General features: G+C 39.1%; 16 protein-coding genes and 1 pseudogene. 4 read left to right on the top strand and 13 right to left on the bottom strand.

Features of this window, described 5'->3' with window-relative positions; all coding sequences use genetic code 11:
- Positions 1 to 138: 138 nt before the first annotated feature.
- The 4 genes from preA to ADM90_RS07435 form a co-directional block, all read right to left on the bottom strand.
- Positions 139 to 1,401: an NAD-dependent dihydropyrimidine dehydrogenase subunit PreA gene (gene preA, locus ADM90_RS07450; RefSeq protein WP_053994370.1), complete on the bottom strand. Its 1,263-nt coding sequence runs from the start codon at positions 1,399 to 1,401 to the stop codon at positions 139 to 141.
- A 153-nt stretch (positions 1,402 to 1,554) separates the two neighbouring features.
- A complete protein-coding gene (locus ADM90_RS07445) occupies positions 1,555 to 2,922 on the bottom strand; it encodes an NAD(P)-dependent oxidoreductase (RefSeq protein WP_083448482.1) in 1,368 nt (455 codons plus the stop codon).
- A 99-nt stretch (positions 2,923 to 3,021) separates the two neighbouring features.
- Positions 3,022 to 4,425 carry a dihydropyrimidinase gene (gene hydA / locus ADM90_RS07440; RefSeq protein WP_053994369.1) on the bottom strand — a complete coding sequence of 468 codons (1,404 nt, stop codon included), beginning with the start codon at positions 4,423 to 4,425 and terminating at the stop codon, positions 3,022 to 3,024.
- 44 nt (positions 4,426 to 4,469) lie between these two features.
- Positions 4,470 to 5,714 carry a Zn-dependent hydrolase gene (locus tag ADM90_RS07435; protein WP_053994368.1) on the bottom strand — a complete coding sequence of 415 codons (1,245 nt, stop codon included), beginning with the start codon at positions 5,712 to 5,714 and terminating at the stop codon, positions 4,470 to 4,472.
- Positions 5,715 to 5,853: 139 nt separating this feature from the next.
- Here ADM90_RS07435 and ADM90_RS07430 point away from each other — a divergent pair, with 139 nt between their 5' ends.
- Positions 5,854 to 7,023 (top strand): PucR family transcriptional regulator, encoded by a 1,170-nt coding sequence (locus tag ADM90_RS07430; protein ID WP_053994367.1) that lies wholly within the window; start codon positions 5,854 to 5,856, stop codon positions 7,021 to 7,023.
- Positions 7,024 to 7,155: 132 nt separating this feature from the next.
- Here ADM90_RS07430 and ADM90_RS07425 read toward each other — a convergent pair whose 3' ends face one another.
- From ADM90_RS07425 to ADM90_RS25005, 6 genes are all read right to left on the bottom strand, one after another.
- Entirely contained in the window at positions 7,156 to 7,491 is a 336-nt protein-coding gene (locus ADM90_RS07425; protein ID WP_053994366.1) for a DUF378 domain-containing protein, read from the bottom strand.
- Positions 7,492 to 7,646: 155 nt separating this feature from the next.
- On the bottom strand, positions 7,647 to 8,144 hold the full coding sequence (locus tag ADM90_RS07420) for a methylated-DNA--[protein]-cysteine S-methyltransferase (RefSeq protein WP_053994365.1): 498 nt from the start codon (positions 8,142 to 8,144) through the stop codon (positions 7,647 to 7,649).
- Entirely contained in the window at positions 8,131 to 9,045 is a 915-nt protein-coding gene (locus ADM90_RS07415) for a DNA-3-methyladenine glycosylase family protein (protein WP_053994364.1), read from the bottom strand. Before ADM90_RS07415 ends, ADM90_RS07420 begins: the two co-directional genes overlap by 14 nt.
- Positions 9,042 to 9,611, bottom strand: a complete 570-nt coding sequence (locus tag ADM90_RS07410; RefSeq protein ID WP_152927978.1) for a bifunctional transcriptional activator/DNA repair enzyme AdaA — start codon at positions 9,609 to 9,611, stop codon at positions 9,042 to 9,044. Before ADM90_RS07410 ends, ADM90_RS07415 begins: the two co-directional genes overlap by 4 nt.
- A gap of 163 nt (positions 9,612 to 9,774) precedes the next feature.
- Entirely contained in the window at positions 9,775 to 10,161 is a 387-nt protein-coding gene (locus tag ADM90_RS25010) for an isocitrate lyase/phosphoenolpyruvate mutase family protein (RefSeq protein WP_235473368.1), read from the bottom strand.
- A gap of 73 nt (positions 10,162 to 10,234) precedes the next feature.
- Positions 10,235 to 10,366, bottom strand: a complete 132-nt coding sequence (locus ADM90_RS25005; RefSeq protein WP_235473366.1) for an isocitrate lyase/phosphoenolpyruvate mutase family protein — start codon at positions 10,364 to 10,366, stop codon at positions 10,235 to 10,237.
- A 180-nt stretch (positions 10,367 to 10,546) separates the two neighbouring features.
- Between ADM90_RS25005 and ADM90_RS25000 the strand changes: the two are divergent.
- Positions 10,547 to 10,835 (top strand): annotated as a pseudogene (locus ADM90_RS25000) (transposase); the annotation flags it as partial.
- 55 nt (positions 10,836 to 10,890) lie between these two features.
- Here ADM90_RS25000 and dinG read toward each other — a convergent pair.
- Together dinG and ADM90_RS07390 are read right to left on the bottom strand one after the other, a co-directional pair.
- Positions 10,891 to 13,662 (bottom strand): ATP-dependent DNA helicase DinG, encoded by a 2,772-nt coding sequence (dinG, locus tag ADM90_RS07395; RefSeq protein ID WP_053994363.1) that lies wholly within the window; start codon positions 13,660 to 13,662, stop codon positions 10,891 to 10,893.
- Positions 13,663 to 13,823: 161 nt separating this feature from the next.
- Positions 13,824 to 15,968: a 5'-nucleotidase C-terminal domain-containing protein gene (locus tag ADM90_RS07390; RefSeq protein ID WP_053994362.1), complete on the bottom strand. Its 2,145-nt coding sequence runs from the start codon at positions 15,966 to 15,968 to the stop codon at positions 13,824 to 13,826.
- A gap of 251 nt (positions 15,969 to 16,219) precedes the next feature.
- On the opposite strand from ADM90_RS07390, the gene ADM90_RS07385 reads away from it, so the two are divergent.
- Together ADM90_RS07385 and ADM90_RS07380 are read left to right on the top strand one after the other, a co-directional pair.
- Positions 16,220 to 16,843: a hypothetical protein gene (locus tag ADM90_RS07385; RefSeq protein ID WP_053994361.1), complete on the top strand. Its 624-nt coding sequence runs from the start codon at positions 16,220 to 16,222 to the stop codon at positions 16,841 to 16,843.
- A 3-nt stretch (positions 16,844 to 16,846) separates the two neighbouring features.
- Positions 16,847 to 17,428, top strand: a complete 582-nt coding sequence (locus tag ADM90_RS07380) for a hypothetical protein (protein ID WP_053994360.1) — start codon at positions 16,847 to 16,849, stop codon at positions 17,426 to 17,428.
- 342 nt (positions 17,429 to 17,770) lie between these two features.
- On the opposite strand, the gene panD is transcribed toward ADM90_RS07380, so the two are convergent.
- Entirely contained in the window at positions 17,771 to 18,154 is a 384-nt protein-coding gene (gene panD / locus ADM90_RS07375; protein ID WP_053994359.1) for an aspartate 1-decarboxylase, read from the bottom strand.
- Positions 18,155 to 18,156: the final 2 nt, after the last annotated feature.

Below are 18,156 nucleotides of genomic sequence, written 5' to 3'. Positions count from 1 at the left end.
TAACAGGCAGCAATTTATCTATATCATTTTCAAGCTTTAGGTGGAGGAATAGCTGCCTGTAAATATCCGATTAGTGAAAATTTTTGCGCAAAAGCAAAGTGACAGCGGCAGGTAAAGGTGCTCTTTATAAAAGAGTCCTTATTTTGATAGACTACTAATTAATGTTTGGCGTTCATTCCATGTCATTGGCGGAATTGTAGATGGGCGTTCAACCATTGAAATGGCTCCATCGACAGGACAAACAATTGAGCATAAATTACAGCCTACGCAGTCTTCCTCACGAACCTTTAGCATTGGGCGACCATCCTCCGTATAAAGGTCAATACATTGATGGGATGTATCCTCGCAAGCAATATGACACTTATTGCAATTAATACAAACATCATTATTAATTTCTGCGACAATTTTATAATTTAAATCTAAATCACCCCAGTTTGAATACCTTTGTACAGAGCGACCAACTAAATCCATGACTGAAGCTAGACCTTTATCATCTAAGTAGTTATTCAGCCCATCAATCATATCCTCCACAATACTAAAGCCATGATGCATTGCTGCTGTACATACCTGTACGCCTGTCGCACCCATTAAAATAAATTCCGCGGCATCTTGCCAATTGGAGATCCCCCCAATGCCCGAAATCGGTACATTGACTAATGGATTACGAGCACATTCTGCAACCATGTTCAGTGCAATTGGTTTAACTGCCGGACCACAATAGCCACCATGAGCTCCTTTTCCAGCCACATGCGGTACTGTATTCCAAGAATCTAAATCAACACCAGCTAAACTGTTAATCGTATTAATCATACTCACAGCATCTGCTCCACCTCGTGTTGCCGCTTCCGCCGTCACGGTAATATCCGTAATGTTTGGCGTTAGTTTAACAATGACAGGTGTACGTGCCGCTTCCTTTACCCAGTACGTTTGTTTTTCCACCAATTCAGGGACTTGACCAGAGGCAGAACCCATGCCTCGTTCTGCCATCCCATGTGGACAACCAAAGTTAAGCTCAAGACCATCAACCCCCACATCTTCTACACGTTTCACAATTTCATGCCATTTTTCCTGCTTTGGTTCCACCATTAATGAGGCAATAATTGCGTGATTAGGAAATTTCTTTTTCGTCTCATAAATTTCTTGTAAGTTTACTTCTAATGGTCGGTCCGTAATTAATTCAATATTGTTAAAGCCTGCCACACGTTGGCCATTATAGCTAACGGCTGCAAAACGGGAAGACACATTTAAAATCGGTTCTCCTAACGTTTTCCAAACTGCTCCACCCCAGCCCGCTTCAAATGCACGCTGTACTTGATAGCCTGAATTCGTTGGTGGAGCAGATGCTAGCCAAAATGGATTCGGCGATTTGATACCCGCTAAATTAATGTGTAAGTCTGCCATGTAAGTTCCCCCTCTATCCCTTACTAACAATCTTTTTCGTACCGAAAGCATAGCGTCATATACAGGCGACCACCAGGTTCATTAGCCTGCAAAAACCTAATGGTGAAACTAACAATCAGTGGAGAAAGAGCCTCCACTGATTGAAGGTTCACTTTATGCAATCTCACTTGGTTTTCTTAAACATTCATGAATCTTATATGCTGCATCTTTTCCTTGCTGTACAGCGGTCACTACCATCGCTTCACCCTGTCCATTACCAAAGACAACATCTCCACATGCAAATACTTTGTCATTGGACGTTTGCATTGTTGTCTCATCAATATCAACGACACCATTTGTATGGGCTAAACCAAAGGCTTCAATTAACGATACGAAACGTGTTTGCCCGATGGCTTTAATAACAGCATCCACTTCAATGATAAAATTGGAGCCCTTTACTTCCTCAGGGCGTTGTCGACCATCAGGACCTGCCTCGCCGAGCTGCATTTTCACACATTCAATGCCTGTCATCTTGCCTGCTTTATTGCCAATAATTTTTTTAGGTGCTGTTAGCCATTTAAATTCCACACCATCCTGCTTGGCAAATTCATACTCAAATTTGTATGCCGTCATTTCTTTTTGTGTCCTGCGATAAAGAATTTGTACATTGTCTGCCCCTAAGCGTACTGCACTTGTAGCACCGTCAATAGCCGTATTTCCAGCACCGATCACGGCTATTCGTTTCCCTACAATATCATTTGTAAGCGGTCCCATTTTTGTTTTTCGAATAAACTCAATGGCATCATGTACCCCTTCTAAATCTTCCCCATCAATGCCCAAATTTGGGACAGCACCCATACCGACAGCTAAAATCACACTGTCATACTGAGCCAAAATTTCAGCAGCAGAAATATCCACGCCTACAGTTGTATTTGTTTGAATGTTCACACCGAGCTGTTTAATTTGCCCTACTTCCCAATCTACGACATCATTTGGTAAACGGAATGCTACAATTCCATAGCTTCCTAAGCCCCCTGCCTTCGTTTCAGCCTCATAGATGGTTACTTGATAGCCTAGGCGACTGAGCTCACGTGCTGCCGACAAACCAGCAGGACCTGCCCCAATAATGGCTACTTTCTGTCCATTATGTGGACTTGGCTTAAATAGTTGAGCATTGGTTTCCATTGCCCAATCCGTTGCATAACGTTGTAACTCGCCAATTTTAATTGGCTTTGTTGAAGAATTTAAGACACACGCTCCTTCGCACAGTTCTTCAGTTGGACAAACTCTTGCACAGCTTGCACCAATTGGGTTTGCTTCTAATATAGTCGTAGCAGAACCCTTCATATTACCAGATGCAATTTTTTTTATGAAATTTGGTATTTGAATACTTGTTGGACAGGCTTTAATACATGGTGCGTCATAGCAATACAGACAACGATTGGCTTCCTCAATCGCCTCATTTTTCGTCATCTTGGCTTTCAATTCCATAAAATTATGTCTAAGCTGTATGGTCATCGCATTTTCTTGAATCGGAACCATTGCCATACCCCCTCGGTTGTTCATTTTTTCTGTCCCCTTATTAACTAGACCGATTGCTTTGTTCTCCAGTCAAAACAATCGGTCCTATTCTGTAGGAAGCTAAATATTTAGTGCTTCCGCCGCTACTGTTTTTAATGGACGTTTAATATATCGTCCACTGCCAAGTACGCCTACAAATTCTTTATTTTTAATAACATATTCTCCACGTACGAGTACACTAATAGGCTCACCTGTTACTTCCCAGCCTTCATATGGGTTATAGTCTACATTCATATGATGCGTTTTAGCTGAAATTTGGCGTTTTGCCTCCGGGTCAAAAATGACGATATCCGCATCTGAACCAATTGCGATCGTTCCTTTTTGCGGGAATAAGCCAAATATTTTTGCGGCACTAGTAGAGATCATATCAACAAATTCATGGATGGAAATTCTGCCTTTTGCCACGCCCTCAGAGTATAAAATACTGAAGCGGTCTTCAATGAATGGTCCGCCATTTGGAATTTTCGAGAAATCATTTAAGCCTAATTGCTTTTTACCTTTAAAGCTAAAGGAGCATTGGTCTGAGCCAATCGTCTGTAGCTGTTTTGCCTTTAAGGCATTCCATAAATGTTCTTGATGATATTTAGGACGAAGTGGCGGTGACCAAACATATTTGGCTCCTTCAAAGCCTGGTTGCGCTAATGCGGATTGATCGAGCGTTAAATACGGTGGACAAGTTTCACCATAAACATCATAGCCCTTTTCACGAGCGGCAATAATTTCATCTACCGCTTCTTTACAAGTCACATGCACCACATAGAGCTTCGCACCAGCTATGTGCGCTAATTCGATAGCACGCTTTGTTGCCTCTCCTTCCAATTCCGCTGGACGAGTTAGTGCATGATAGATCGGTTCCTTATGTCCAGCACGTCTTGCCTCCTCTACTAGCTCATCTATAACAGAGCCATTTTCACAATGGACCATCACTATCGCACCAAGATCCTTAGCGATTTTAAAGGCTTTAAATAATGTACGATCTGTAGCTTGGAATTCTTTTGCATAAGCCATGAAGACCTTAACAGAAGTAATGCCCTCTTGCTCTAATAATTGTGGTAATTCAGCTTCGGTTTCAGGTGTTAGATCACCAATCATCAAGTGGAAGCCATAGTCAATAGCAGACTTTCCTTTTGCCTTGTCATGCCATTTCTCTACGGCTGTCGATAATTTTTCTTCTCCTGCTGTTAAACAGAAATCTAAAATAGTAGTTGTCCCACCAAAAGCCGCTGCAATAGTGCCTGATTTCCAGTCATCATCCGTCACCGTGTTATTGAATGGCATGTCTAAATGCGTATGGGGATCAATGCCACCAGGCAATACGTACTTGCCAGTAGCATCAATAATTTCAGCGCCAGCATCCGTTAAATTTTGTCCAATTTGAACAATTTTACCGTTCTCAATTAAAATATCTGCCTCAAATACATCAGCAGCAGTTGCTACTCGTCCACCTTTAATGATTTTTTTCACTATGCCTCTCACCCTTCATGACAAAATTAGAGAATGCTTGATAGTTAATGCAGTGTATATGTTTCGCCCATACTAAACTTCGTTTGTAGCGTTAACACCGTTTCTAGTAAAATATCTGCGCCCTTTGCACAATCTCCAAAGGCTGTTTCCTCTTCTTCACAATGACTCTTCCCTTGAATGCTTGGAACAAAAATCATCGCGGAAGGAACCATACTTGCCATATACTGTGCATCATGTCCAGCGCCACTAAACATACGATGCGATGAATAGCCAAAGCTTTGACAAGCTCTTTCTACTTCATTGCAAATCGCACTATTAAAATACACGGTATCCCTGCCCCATAACTTGACAGGCTGAATATGGCATCCGCCTGCTGTCTCTGGAAGCGCGTTGAGAATATCCTCCACCTGCTGCATAACCTCTGGCTTTTGATGGCGTGAATCAATTGTAAAGGTCACCTTATTGGGGATGACGGTATGAATATTCGGGGAAACATTCATACGACCAAAGGTAAAGACAAGCTGTTCATCAATCTTGCCTAATTGTTCATGTAACTCTGTAATAATCGTTGATGCAACAATCATGGAGTCCTTGCGCATTGACATTGGTGTCGTTCCAGCATGATTTGATTGCCCTGTAATGGTCATTTCATAGCACACCATGCCGAGAACACCTTCAACCACACCAATGTCACATCGCTTTGCCTCTAATACAGGACCTTGTTCAATATGCAATTCAAGATAGGCAAGTGCTTCGGCTAGACGGTTTTCCTTTTTTCCCTTATAGCCACTTGCTTGTAGTGCCTCTCGAAAGCTTATCCCATTTTTATCCGTAGATTGTAGCATTTTGTCTTTATCAAATTTTGCGGTAATTACACCTGAGCTCATCATTGCAGGGTCAAAACGTGCTCCTTCTTCATTCGTAAAATTCACAATCATAAGTGGAATCTCTACATCAATATCGTTTTCTTTTATTGTTCGAATAGCCTCGATTGCTGTTAATACACCTAACACGCCATCAAATCTACCACCTTTTTCAACAGAATCTAAATGGGAACCCATGACAATGGGTGGTACATTCTTTTTACCAGGAAGAGTGGCATAAATGTTGCCCATATCGTCCACCTGAATGTCCATACCTAAAGCCTCGCAACACTCACAAAAATAGTTTCTTGCTAATACATCCTCATTCGAAAGAGACAAACGTGTGACGCCACTGTTGTCCGTAGCTCCAAATTGACTAAATTGTTCAATTAACGCTTGCAATCGTCTACTATTACATTTATACATATGCAAGTCCTCTCTTTCACAGTAGTTATTAACATTCTAAAATAGATAACAGTTGTAAGATATGGATAGAAAACTAAAAAAATATGTGCAACTGCACATTCTATATGGTAAGTTATGTTCATAATAAGGGAGGGGAAATATGGGGACGATTCGTAAAATGGTAGAGGGAGTTCAATTCCCAATGCTCACATTAGTCGCTGGACATAGTGGTACGTATCGCAGAGTTACTGGTATTAATGTTGTGGAAAGCAGTGATTTAATCATGTTTTGTAGACCTAATGAATTGGTCGTCACAACAGGTATCAATTTAGATGCACAGCAAGATTCCTTAGAACAGCTTGTCAAGCAGGCGCACACGAAAAAAGTAGCTGGCTTTATTATTAATACAGGACCATTCATTGCTACTATTCCAGAAGCCGTCATCTCTTTTGCTAATCAATATGATTTCCCTATTTTTCAAATGCCATGGAATTATCGCATTGCCGATTTATTAAAAACAACCTTTCAATTTATTACCAGCCATCATCAAGAGCTTTCCATCGAAGAAAAGGTGCTGTTTAATCTACTATTTCAGGACAAGCCCAACACTCATGCGATAAAAGAGCAATTAGCACAGCTAGGATTTCCACAAGGGAGGGAATTGGCGATCATTACTTGCACAACGATTGATGCACAAGCAACGATAGACCACTATGAAGTCATGATTCAATTCGCTTTTCAAAATCGCTATCAACGCTTCTTAAAATTAAAGCATAAAAATCACCTTATTTTTTTAATCGATAAAGCACAAATCCATACACCAAATATTCCTTTTTCCAAGGTTGTTGAAGAAATTTACGAAAAAAATATATCAAAAAACGGATATTTAGACATCATTATTGGTAAAGGTAATTTTCATAAAGAGCTTGAAAATATTCGTAACAGCTATGAAGAATCATTAGCTGTTATTCATTTAGCACAGCTGCATAATAATCGGTATTTATATAAATATAAAGAAATTGGGGTTTATAAAATTATTATGGCGATACAAAATCAGTCATTAATGAAGAGCTTTCGCCAAGATATGTTAGAGCAGCTTTATCGTTATGATGAATTACACAACACGGATTATGTACCCTTTTTACGCATATTTGTTGAGGAAAACGGCAGTACAAGCAGAATTAGTGAACGTCAATTTATTCATCGCAATACCGTTCTTTATAAAATAAAAAAAATCGAAATGCTTTTAGATATGGATTTAAGCAATCCATTTACAAAGACAACCTTGTATATGGCCTTTTTAATAGAGGATGTTTTAACGAATCAATAGTATTGCTTTTGACATCTGCCATTACATGGTCCACTAGCAACTTGAGCTTTTTAGAAAATTTCTTTTCTTACGCTGGGTTGTTGTCAATATGGAAAAAACTGATGAGCCCACTTGGTCATCAGTTTTTTTAACTTACTTATGCTGGGAATCTTTGTTCTCAACTTTTTTCACCTTTTTCTCGGTTACTTCGGTGAAATCGGCTTCCTCTCCAGCCTCCATACCATAGCTAGGATTTTGGTCTATACGAGTATGTGTTTCCACTTCATCCTCGTCTTCAAAACGCTTGGCAATAATCGGTATGGCAAGCAAGCCTGCAATACCAACAAGTGCATAAATGATTCGAGATAATACTGCTGTTTGTCCACCAAACAAATACGCCACCAAGTCAAATCTAAAGAATCCAATAAGCCCCCAGTTGATAGCACCAATTATGACTAATACTAAAGCGATTCTATACAGTACGCTCATTCGTACACCTCCTTTATCATCAATGCTCCACACGACATTTTCCGCATGGAGAGGTTATAAAAAGCGAATAAATTGCCCATTATAACGGTTTTATTTTTGGCAATCAGCACTTTTTTATACCTTGTATGATTGCGATAAAGGAGAGGAATACTACATTAATTAGTCGATTTACTCATCTTTGCACGGTGTGATTGCTCATGCTGAAGCAGCCATTCTTTACGCCACATGCCACCGCCATAGCCTGTTAATGTACCATTTGAGCCGATAATACGATGGCAAGGAACGACAATGCTGATATTATTTTTGCCATTGGCACTGCCCACAGCCCTTACTGCCTTTTCATTGTCAATGGCAATGGCGATATCTTTGTAGGAGGCTGTTTTACCATAGGAAATATGAGGTAAGGCATGCCACACCGCTTGTTGAAAGTTGGTTCCTTCAAATTGATACGGAAATGTAAATTCAAAGCGCTCGCCTAAAAAGTATTCATGCAGTTGCTTATAGCAGTCTAGCATCACTTGCGGCGTTTCTTGCTGTGGCATATGTGCAAGCTGCTCTCTCTCTGAAAAATTAATGCCATAAATAGCCGTGTCTGTACCCTCAATTTCAATTATGCCAATTGGTGATTGATAATCTAGTTTATATCGCTTCATATAGTGACCTCCATAAATAAAAGGTAGCATATGCCTGCCAGCCCTCCCATTGTTTTGCATAATCATTTATTTCCTCAATCGTTGGTTTTTGCGCTAACGATAATTGTATTTTTAAAGCATTGTGTAAGCCAACATCTGCTAATGGAAAGGCAGAGGGCTCTTGTAAGCATCTCATTAGTACATAATCAGCCGTCCATGCTCCAATTCCACGAATCGTCATTAAATACTTTTTGATAGCTGAATAGTCCCCCTGTTGTCGCAATAATTTTTTTGTTAAATCCCCGTTTACTATGCTTTTTGCAATAGCAATGGTATACTCAGCTTTTCTCTCTGAAAATTGCAGCATGCGCAAATCCTCCACCTGCATTTCAGCTATTTTGGCAGGTGTAGGAAATAACCAATAGCTTTCCCCCTCCACATAGAGCTGCTCACCAAAGGTTTCTACAAAGCGCTGTTTTAATGTATAAGCAAATGATAAATTAATTTGTTGTCCAATAATTGCCCAAACAAGCGCTTCAAATAAACAAGGAATCCCAATTAATCGTAATCCCCTATATTTTTCCACAATAGGTTGGAGAATTTTATCTTGTTCTGCCATCTCATAAAAGCTTTGTAAATCTCTTGATAAATCAAACCATTCCACTAGATATTGTACAATTTTTTCTTTTTCATTGGCAGTGGGCTGATATATGGGAAAGTCAATCTTGATCATCGTTGCTTGCTCGCTTATTTTGCATAAAATGGGCTGTTCCTCTATTTTAAATAATTTATAAAGTGTGTCATCCTTGATTCGATAAAGAATTTCTTGATCTGTGCGATGAAAGAAATTTATACACGCTGGAAAGCTAAAATCATTTGGTGGGGAAATCTTTATATAATTTACATGATCTATCCACTTCATAGCACTATCTTCTCCCTCTGTCGATACTCAGTAGGTGAACAATTTTTTAACCGTCGAAAGACTTTATAAAAGTTGGAGGGGCTTTGAAACCCCACCTCATAGCAAATTTCGAGATTTGTGTAAGCTGTATGTTTGAGCAAATAAGCAGCCTTATCAATTCTGATTTTTTCTAAGTACATGCGAGGTGTTTCAGCTGTTTCTTGTTTAAATAACCGTTCGAGATAAAAGGGACTGATACCAATATGAGTTGCTATATCCTGCAATGTTAGTTTGTGCTTATATTCGTTAACTAAAAAAGCTGTCACATTTTTAATTAATTGCGTATGTGGAGAATACTCAATTTCAGGCTGACATCGCTTACATGCTCGATAGCCCGCCCCCTCTACTTGTTGAATAGTCGGATAAAATTGAACATTTATTTTCTTAGGCTTTCTTGATTTGCATGAAGGGCGACAATAAATTTTAGTCGTTTTAACGGCCGTATAAAATAGCCCGTCATAGGTTTCATCACAAGCCATAATTTTTTCCCACATCTCATCAAAGGATAAATTCACTGGATTATTCACTAATAGCTCACCCCGTTTTTTTGACTACTCATATAAACATAAAGTATCTCGGCTCTCTAGTAATTGTGCAGCATTTTTTGTTAAATGTGCAATGATTTTGTCTGAAAGTGCATTGCCAAAGCTAAGGTGTTTACACCCAATACTTTTAACTGTTGACAATTTGTTAGATGGGTGTATTCCCATATCTTCTGATGCCCTTTATTTCATGGACATCTGTTAACCCAAGTATAAATATACCGCTTGCACCACTTTCAACATAAGCCTTTGCCCTTGTTAACGTTTCTTCATAAGGCTGCTCTAATTGAAAATAAGTATCCGTTCTAGCATGGATAAAGAAATTTTTATAGCCATGATTGTCAAGTGTAGCCCTTCTATTTGCTAGTAGCTGACAATGCTCTTTCAAATTTCTTAAGCCTGATTGATGTTTAAGAGAGTCTTCCATATTGATGCCTGCTACACCCGTATCCGCTGTTCTTAACAGATTGCCAATTATACTTTGTTCATCATATCCATAACCTGCTTCGATATCTGCTGATACTCGTATACTCACATGGTCTACAATGGCTTGAATAATCGCTAGATGCCGATGTCACCATCTGCATAGCCAGTGAATTAGCAATTTCCTAGCTTGTTGTGCCAATCGCCTGAAAGCCTGCCTTTTCTAATATGGAAGCGGATAATACTTCCCACGTATTCCCTATAAAGATTAGCTTTTGAGTAGAATGTAAGTCCTTGAACACCTGAATTTTTGTCATTGAAAAGCCTCCACACTGTTTGATTGACCTTATCTTATCAGGAAATATCCACTGATTTCGTCCTCAATCTTGCTGTTACGGTCTATGTAAAAAGGAATCCCTTCTAGGGTGCTGCACCTTCTCGCATCATTAACTTTAGCAGTAGAAGTCATTAAAGACGAGGCAGAATATCGGACAACGATTCATTCTGATCAAGGTTGGCATTACCAACATAACAAGTGGGTGAAAACACTAAAACAAAACCAAATTTTTCAGCGTATGTCTCGAAAAGCAATGTGTGCCGATAATGCAGCAATGGAAAATTTCTTTGGGCTTTTAAAACAAGAAATAAAAATTAGTTGTCTATGAAGAGTTAAAACACAAAATTGAAGAGTACATCAAATATTATAACAATAGACGTATTAAACAAAAATTGGCTGGCTTAAGTCCAGTGCAATACCGAACTCAAGCCAACCAATCAGCCGCATAATAAAAACTCTAACTTTAAGGGGTCACTACCTAGCTGCTGCTAAAAGAGATTCTTTTTATTGTTGCCAACGATTAAGCTCTTTTAATAATTCAGGTAACTGTAACTTCCTTACGTCAATTGGCGGTAATGCCCTGATAAATTCCTTGCCATAAGATTTGGTTGTAATACGACGATCTAGTACAATAAAGGCTCCTTTATCCTGTGAGGAGCGAATTAAGCGACCAAAGCCTTGCTTAAAGCGCATAATCGCTTCCGGTAAGGACAGCTCTGTAAAGGAATTATGACCTTGCGCTGTTAAATACTTCGCTCTTGCTTTAAAAACAGGCTCTTCTGGTGATGAAAATGGCAAGCGTACCACAATAACAGAGGCAAGTGCATCACCTGGCACATCCACGCCCTCCCAAAAGCTATTTGTGCCAAAAAGCACAGCATGGCTAAACTTTTGGAATGATTTTAGGATACGCATACGACTGCCACCTGTTACCCCTTGTGCAAATAGCATATAATCATCAAGCAATTCACTATCTTGAATGAGCTCGACTGTTTTTCGCAGCATATCCTGTGCTGTAAAGAGCACAAAGCAACGCCCCTCTGTCATTCGCACTGTTCGTGTAATTGCATGAGCAACTGCCTCGATATAGTCTTCCTGACTAACATGCTGAATTTCTGGCATATCTGTGACAATATACGCCTTTGCACCTGCATAATAGGCTGGCGGTGCTTGTAGCTTCATTACTTCTACATCACCCGAAATGCCTAACTGACGGGTTACAAAGCGCTCATTGCCTGGCACCGTTAATGTTCCTGATGTCCAAATAATACTTGCCTGCTCGCGCATTGGTGCTAATACTTGGTCAATAATAGATGTCACATTGATAGGCTTTTTAAAGACATGAAGACTACCAGGAATACTACGGACATCAAATTCTAGCCATACTGAATTGCCCTCCTGTGCTGATAGGAAGATATCCTCCCATTCAGCAATTTTTATTTTTAATTCACGTATCCAATAATGCCATTCTGTGACAATATAGCGATCATTTTTATCTAATTGCTCAATGTTATTTTCAAAAGCTCTGCCAGCCTCTACTGCAAGATCAAGCCATTGCTGTGCTAATTTGCTAACATGCATAAATGGTTCTTTGGCTAATGCCGCTTCTTCTAAAAATAAGGTGCGTTTACTAGTTGTCTGTTTTCCTTTTGACAGCTGCTGCATCTTTTTCAAAGCTTGGTGGACTGTGTGATCAAATGCCCGCTGTAAGCGTATAAACTGGGCAGCTAGCTGTTGAAGGCTTTGCATGGACACACGTTGCTTATTCTTGGCTGCTGCACTAAATTGGTGAAACAGGGCTGTATCTTCCATTGTCCCAATTTGCCCCAGTATATATTTCCATTGTGTATAGGAGAACACAATTTCATCCTGCTGCATAGCAGCTTGAATAAATTGATGAGCCTCGTCAATCACCCAACCATCAATTTGCGTAAAGATTGGTGTTTGACGCACTAAATCACTTAAAACCATTGCATGATTTGTTACAATACAGTCGGCAGCCGCACTATTTTGTAAGGCCTGTTCATAAAAATCAAAGCTTTTAGGTGGTTTGTTAGTTGGTATTTTTCGGATTTTTTCTAAAAATAGCTGTCCACCACCTGAAACATTTAGCTCGCTTAACACACCTGTACCTGTCTTCGTTAACCAAACAAGGATTTGCAAAATGGTTAATGTATCATCATAGGATTCATCTGCATAAGCCATACATTGCTCAAAGCGCTCAAGGTCAATATAGTGCTGCATCCCTTTTAATACAGTAATATTGACCTTTGTGCCAAGAATTTTTTCAATCTTCGGTAGCTCCTCCTCCACAAGCTGCTCTTGTAGATAGGAGGTATACGTACTAATCGCTATTTTTTTATTCATAGCACGCGCATATAAAATAGCAGGAAGTAAATACCCTACGGTTTTGCCAATCCCTGTTGAGGCTTCAATCACGCACTCTTTTTGCTCATGTAAAGCCTGCCATATTGTATCCATCATCATAAATTGGGCAGGGCGCTCCTCAAAATTAGGCAACGCTTTTGTCATAAGGGCTATCTTGTCTGTTGTAGTTTGAGGATAGACAATAGCCTCTTCCAGACTGGTATGCAGCTTGCGTCCATTACAAATCGCCAAATGATGATAATAATGCACATGTTCATTCGTTGTGACATGTTGGCGTTTAATTTGCAGTGCCTCAAAAAATAACTGAGAAATATTTGATTTCAAGCGAAACGAGCGTTTATGCATCTGCTCTAGTGTTAGCTGCGGCAGACTTAATAGCTCCTTCCAACAGCGTTTAAATAGCTCTGCTGTCGCACGTGCATCATCATCTGCGCGATGGGCATTCGCCAGCTCTATGTGTAATTCTGCTGCTAAATCACCTAATTTAAAACTAAGGGACATTGGAAATAAAATTTTGGCTAGCTCCACCGTGTCCATTTTTTTGCCCTGCCATTTTGACAAGCCCGCTCGTTTAAACTCTGCCTGTAAAAAGGATAAGTCAAAATCTGCATTATGTGCGACAAATACACAATCAGCCAGCAGCTCATATATGGTGTCGGCATGTGCCTCAAAAGGTAAGGCATCTGCTACATCCTTATTTGTTATATGTGTTAAATCCTGAATAAAGGACGGGATCGCCTTACCAGGATCAATAAATCTCGTATAGGTACGCTCAATTTCCCAATCCTTCATAATGACAATGGCAATTTGAATCATCCTGTCACCATTTGCTGGTGAATGACCAGTTGTCTCCAAATCTACAATTGCATATTTTTGACTTTCCATCATACATCTCAACTCACAGTTCACATTAGATAGATGAATTTTATCATATATTTGGTTTAGCAGCATCCTTTCATACCATCTAGCAATCTTCTAAAAAATAAAAGCCGCAATCTTCGAGAATAGCTCTCATCCAATTGCGGTTTTTACGTCATGAGTTGAATGTCTTATTGCTGTTGGGCAATATCAACAATACGTCCTTCTGTCGTTGTTTTGATTTCTTTTAGTGATAGTAATTGCTCCTGTAGGTTTTCCCAGTCAGATAAACCTAAATCTGTTACACGGCCTTCCTCGTATGCTTTAGCAAACATATCAAAGCCATCTCCGCCCTTAGCAGTAAAGGCATTTGTTGCGACTGTGTAAGTTTTAGCATCCTCTACTGCTACATACTCGCCTGTTGCTTGATCTAAATACTCAATTGATACAACACGTGAGCCTACTTCTTGTGAAGAATCGTATTGTACTTTTGCGCCTGCAACGTGTAAGAAGCCACCATTTTCTTCTGGTGCATTTTTTACAGATACTTCAAATGCAGCTTTTAATTCTGCACCTGTTGCATCCATTAATGCTAATGTATTGCCAAATGGCAATACCGCAATAACTTGACCAACTGTAATATTACCTGCTGGAATAGATGTACGGATACCGCCGCCATTTTGTAATGCCATCACAACGGCTTTATCTGTATATTGTTGTGCTTTTGCCAGCATACCATCTGTAATAATATTGCCTAATGCTGTTTCATTGCTACGCACACTTTCCAAGCTACCTTCACCTGCACGTGGACTAGCTAATTCTTCTGTTAATGTGACACCAATCTCTTTATTGTTTACGGCATCCACTTGCTCTTTATAAGGTGCTAATAATTTTACTAATGCTTCATCTTCCGCTACTTTTCCAAGGTCAATTAGTTCACCATCGTACTCCGTAACAACACCATTTTCATCAAATGTAACATCAAGCGTACCTAAATATTTTACATACTCATTTGCTTGAACAATTAATGTTGCCTCTTTCGCTTCTCCTACTGTGTTGGTATCCACAATAAATGGTTCGTCTAATTTTGTATGGTCGTGACCACCAACAATTACATCAATACCTGGTACATTTTTGGCTAATAAAATATCATTATCAACATTTGGATTATCGTTATAGCCAATATGTGTTAGGGCGATAATTTTATTGACACCCATACCTTCAAAGGCCGTGACCGCTTTTTTCGCTTCTTCAATATAATTAGAGAATGTTACTTTCCCTGGAGATGCAATATCTTTCGTTTCTTCTGTTGTTAAGCCAAAAATCCCTACTTTTTCACCATCAATTTCCTTGACAATCCCTGAATAGATTTTGCCATTTTCAGGTTCACTTGACACTAAATCTGTAAAGAGACCCGTGAATGTATCATCTGCTGAGAAATCTACATTGGCACCAACGAATGGGAATTTAGCACCTTTTACAAAATCTGCAAGTGCCTTATGTCCTTCAGGTGAAGAGCCTAAATCAAATTCATGGTTACCAAACACCATCGCATCGAAGCCAATTTCATTTAATAACGCTAAGTCTGCTTGACCTTGAAATTCATTGAAATATAATGTACCGCTAAATGCATCACCAGCATGCAATGTAAGAACATTTTCTTTTGCCGCACGTTGTTCTTTTACAGCTGTTGCTAATTTCGGTAATTGATCTGCACGAGCATGTGTATCATTGACATGTAAAACAGATAATGTAAATCCATCTTCTGTTGGTGTTTCAGGCGTTTCTGGCACTTCAGGTGTTTCTATCCCTGATTTTGTTAGCGCTTCTGCAATGAATGTTGCAAGCTGACCACGTGTTACACTATCGTTTTCTGCATAGCCTTTCGCACTCTCTAACACTGGTAATGCTGGAATAGAACCTAGAATTTTTGCTAAATTACCATGTGTAATTGTTTGATTTGGACGGAATGTGTCATCCTCATAGCCTGAAATAACGTCCAATGCTGCAAGTGCTGCAATAGAGCCATAGTATGGGCTTGATACATCAACATCTGTAAAATTTGGATTCTCGATAGTTTTTGTATCTAGCTGGAGTGCGCCTGCAATCATTTTCGCAGCTTGTCCACGTGTGACTTTTGTTTCCGGTTTAAATGTACCATCTGGGTATCCATTGACAATACCTGCTGCGTAGAGTGTGGCAATGCCTTCATAATGGGCATAGTCTTCCTTGACATCTGAAAAAGGGCTTGCTGCTGATGCTGGTGCTACTGCCACTGCTGCTACGGCCAATGCCGCTGCAGTTGCTGTGTAAAATCTGTTTCGTTTGTTTGTCATTGCAACTGATACCTCCATTAATCAATTAAGTTATATCTTACAACTAAATTTTACATAAATATGATACAAAATACTAGAAGATTCGTATTTTTATCAAATATATTTTATAAATACGATAACGTGTCTAAAAACTCAGATTCGTTGGGTTAAACTCAATAAAATTACATTATAAATATAAAATCCAATTATTTAAAAATATAGTAGATTAATAGAGTAAAATTTAGTAAAATAAATGAAAAGTAGGTAATTATATGGTAAAAAGAAATTTTTTCTCAGCATTTATCTTAGGATGTTTAATCATTGGGTATTGTAGCAGTACATTTGCAAGCCATGATACAGCTCACATATTAAAAGGTCAATTTAGGCAAGGCGCTAGTTCGTTAACTTATTGGTTAGATTCAAGTGTCAACTCATACGGTATGCAAAGCCATTTTCAACATGCGTTTACCAACTGGAATAATTCATCTTCTAAAGTAAATATGTCAGCATCTACAAATGCAAGTTCAGACATAAAAGTTTATGTTGGTAGTAATAACTTGCCAGTAGGTTATGCAGGATTGACTGAGATGTATTATTTAAATATATTCGGGACCGCAGTTTTAATTAGTCCAAATAATGTAATAAATGGTACGCTTTTTGATAGAGTTACTATTAGAATTGACGATACACAAAGAATAGCTTTGGGTTATACTGGTTGGGATAAAGTTGTTAAGCTAACTGGACATGAAATTGGACATGCATTAAGTATGCATCATTTTGAAAACAATCCAGCCCACAGTAATCAGAACTCATGGATGTATTCAGGTAGTCAGACAAATTCTGCTTACCCGTCTAGTGATGATGTTAGCCATCTGCGATATAAATGGGGGAATTAAATAATGAAAAATAACAAGAGAATGTATGGGCTGGTAATCATCCTGTCTATAGTGATCGTAGCTTATAGTGTAGCAGACTTAAATAGAGTGAAAACCATTCATCTTGAGAGTGGGATGATGAAAACATATGAAAATTATGAAGAAAGAATGGAAGGAAGCGATCTTGTCGTTACAGCCCAACTGATCGGGAAGCCTGAAAATATCTTAACGCCTTTTGACGGGTTTCCTGACGGTTATCATTTAAGTACTATCAAAATAGTAAATGTCATCAAAGGGGATCCAAAATTAGAAAATACGGAAATCGAAATTAGAGAGCCTTATTATATAATGGAGAATGGTTTGGAGCCTGGGATTACGGAAGTATATTATGGGCATTATACAAAACTACAATCCGATTCAACCTATGTTTTATTTTTAGGTTGGGTGGAGGCATGGAATCAATATGGCATTAGCTCTGCCCATCAAGGGAAATTTAATATAGATCAAATGGATAAGGCAGAAGAAGATATGCAGAGGAAGGATAAGGGAACGACTAACTTAAAGGAAGATATTTTCAGTAAACTACCTATTGAAAAGCTGAACTAAGCCTATTAGTAAAGACCTGTAAATCTATTTATCTTGATTCAGTGGAAGATCACTTCCTCTGTAGGGAAGGATGAATGCCTATTTTCACCTCTGCTCAGTGGGTGACGAGACACCCACTGAATCAAGATAAAAGCCCTGGCGGATGTACCTGACGCTAGCGCTTTCGGTACAAAAAACATTGTCATGGATTTTGAAGAGGATTTCCCTTGCGAGCTCGAAAAATCCAGACGCAATTACGCTGGAGCGTAATTGATTAGAGTTTACAGGTCTCCTAAATTCATTTTTATTCTATAGAGGAAGGATCTGTCTCCCCTAGATTCTTTTTAGGTTCGACCAATGATTTTACATCACTGTCGCTTCTGGCTCATAAGTAATCATTTCTCGAATTGTATTGCCCTCGCCCATAATGGCAACAGTTGGTTTATGGTCTTTTGCCTCTTCATTATCTACATACGCATAGGACATAATAATGACAATATCGCCACGTTGGACAAGTCGTGCTGCTGCGCCATTTACACAAATGACACCTGAACCTCGCTTGCCCGCAATAATATATGTTTCAAAACGAGCGCCATTGTTATTATTAACAACATGTACCTTCTCGTTTGCCAGCATCCCTACTGCATCTAAAATATCCTCATCAATTGTGATGGAGCCAACATAGTTTAAGTCAGCCTGTGTCACAGTCGCACGGTGAATTTTACTATTCATCATCATTCGTAACATTA

Origin of the sequence: Lysinibacillus macroides, from assembly GCF_001281525.1 — a bacterium.
GTDB classification, from domain to species: domain Bacteria; phylum Bacillota; class Bacilli; order Bacillales_A; family Planococcaceae; genus Lysinibacillus; species Lysinibacillus macroides.
Note: the sequence above shows the minus strand (reverse complement) of the source record. Positions and strands in the feature narration are given on the sequence as shown.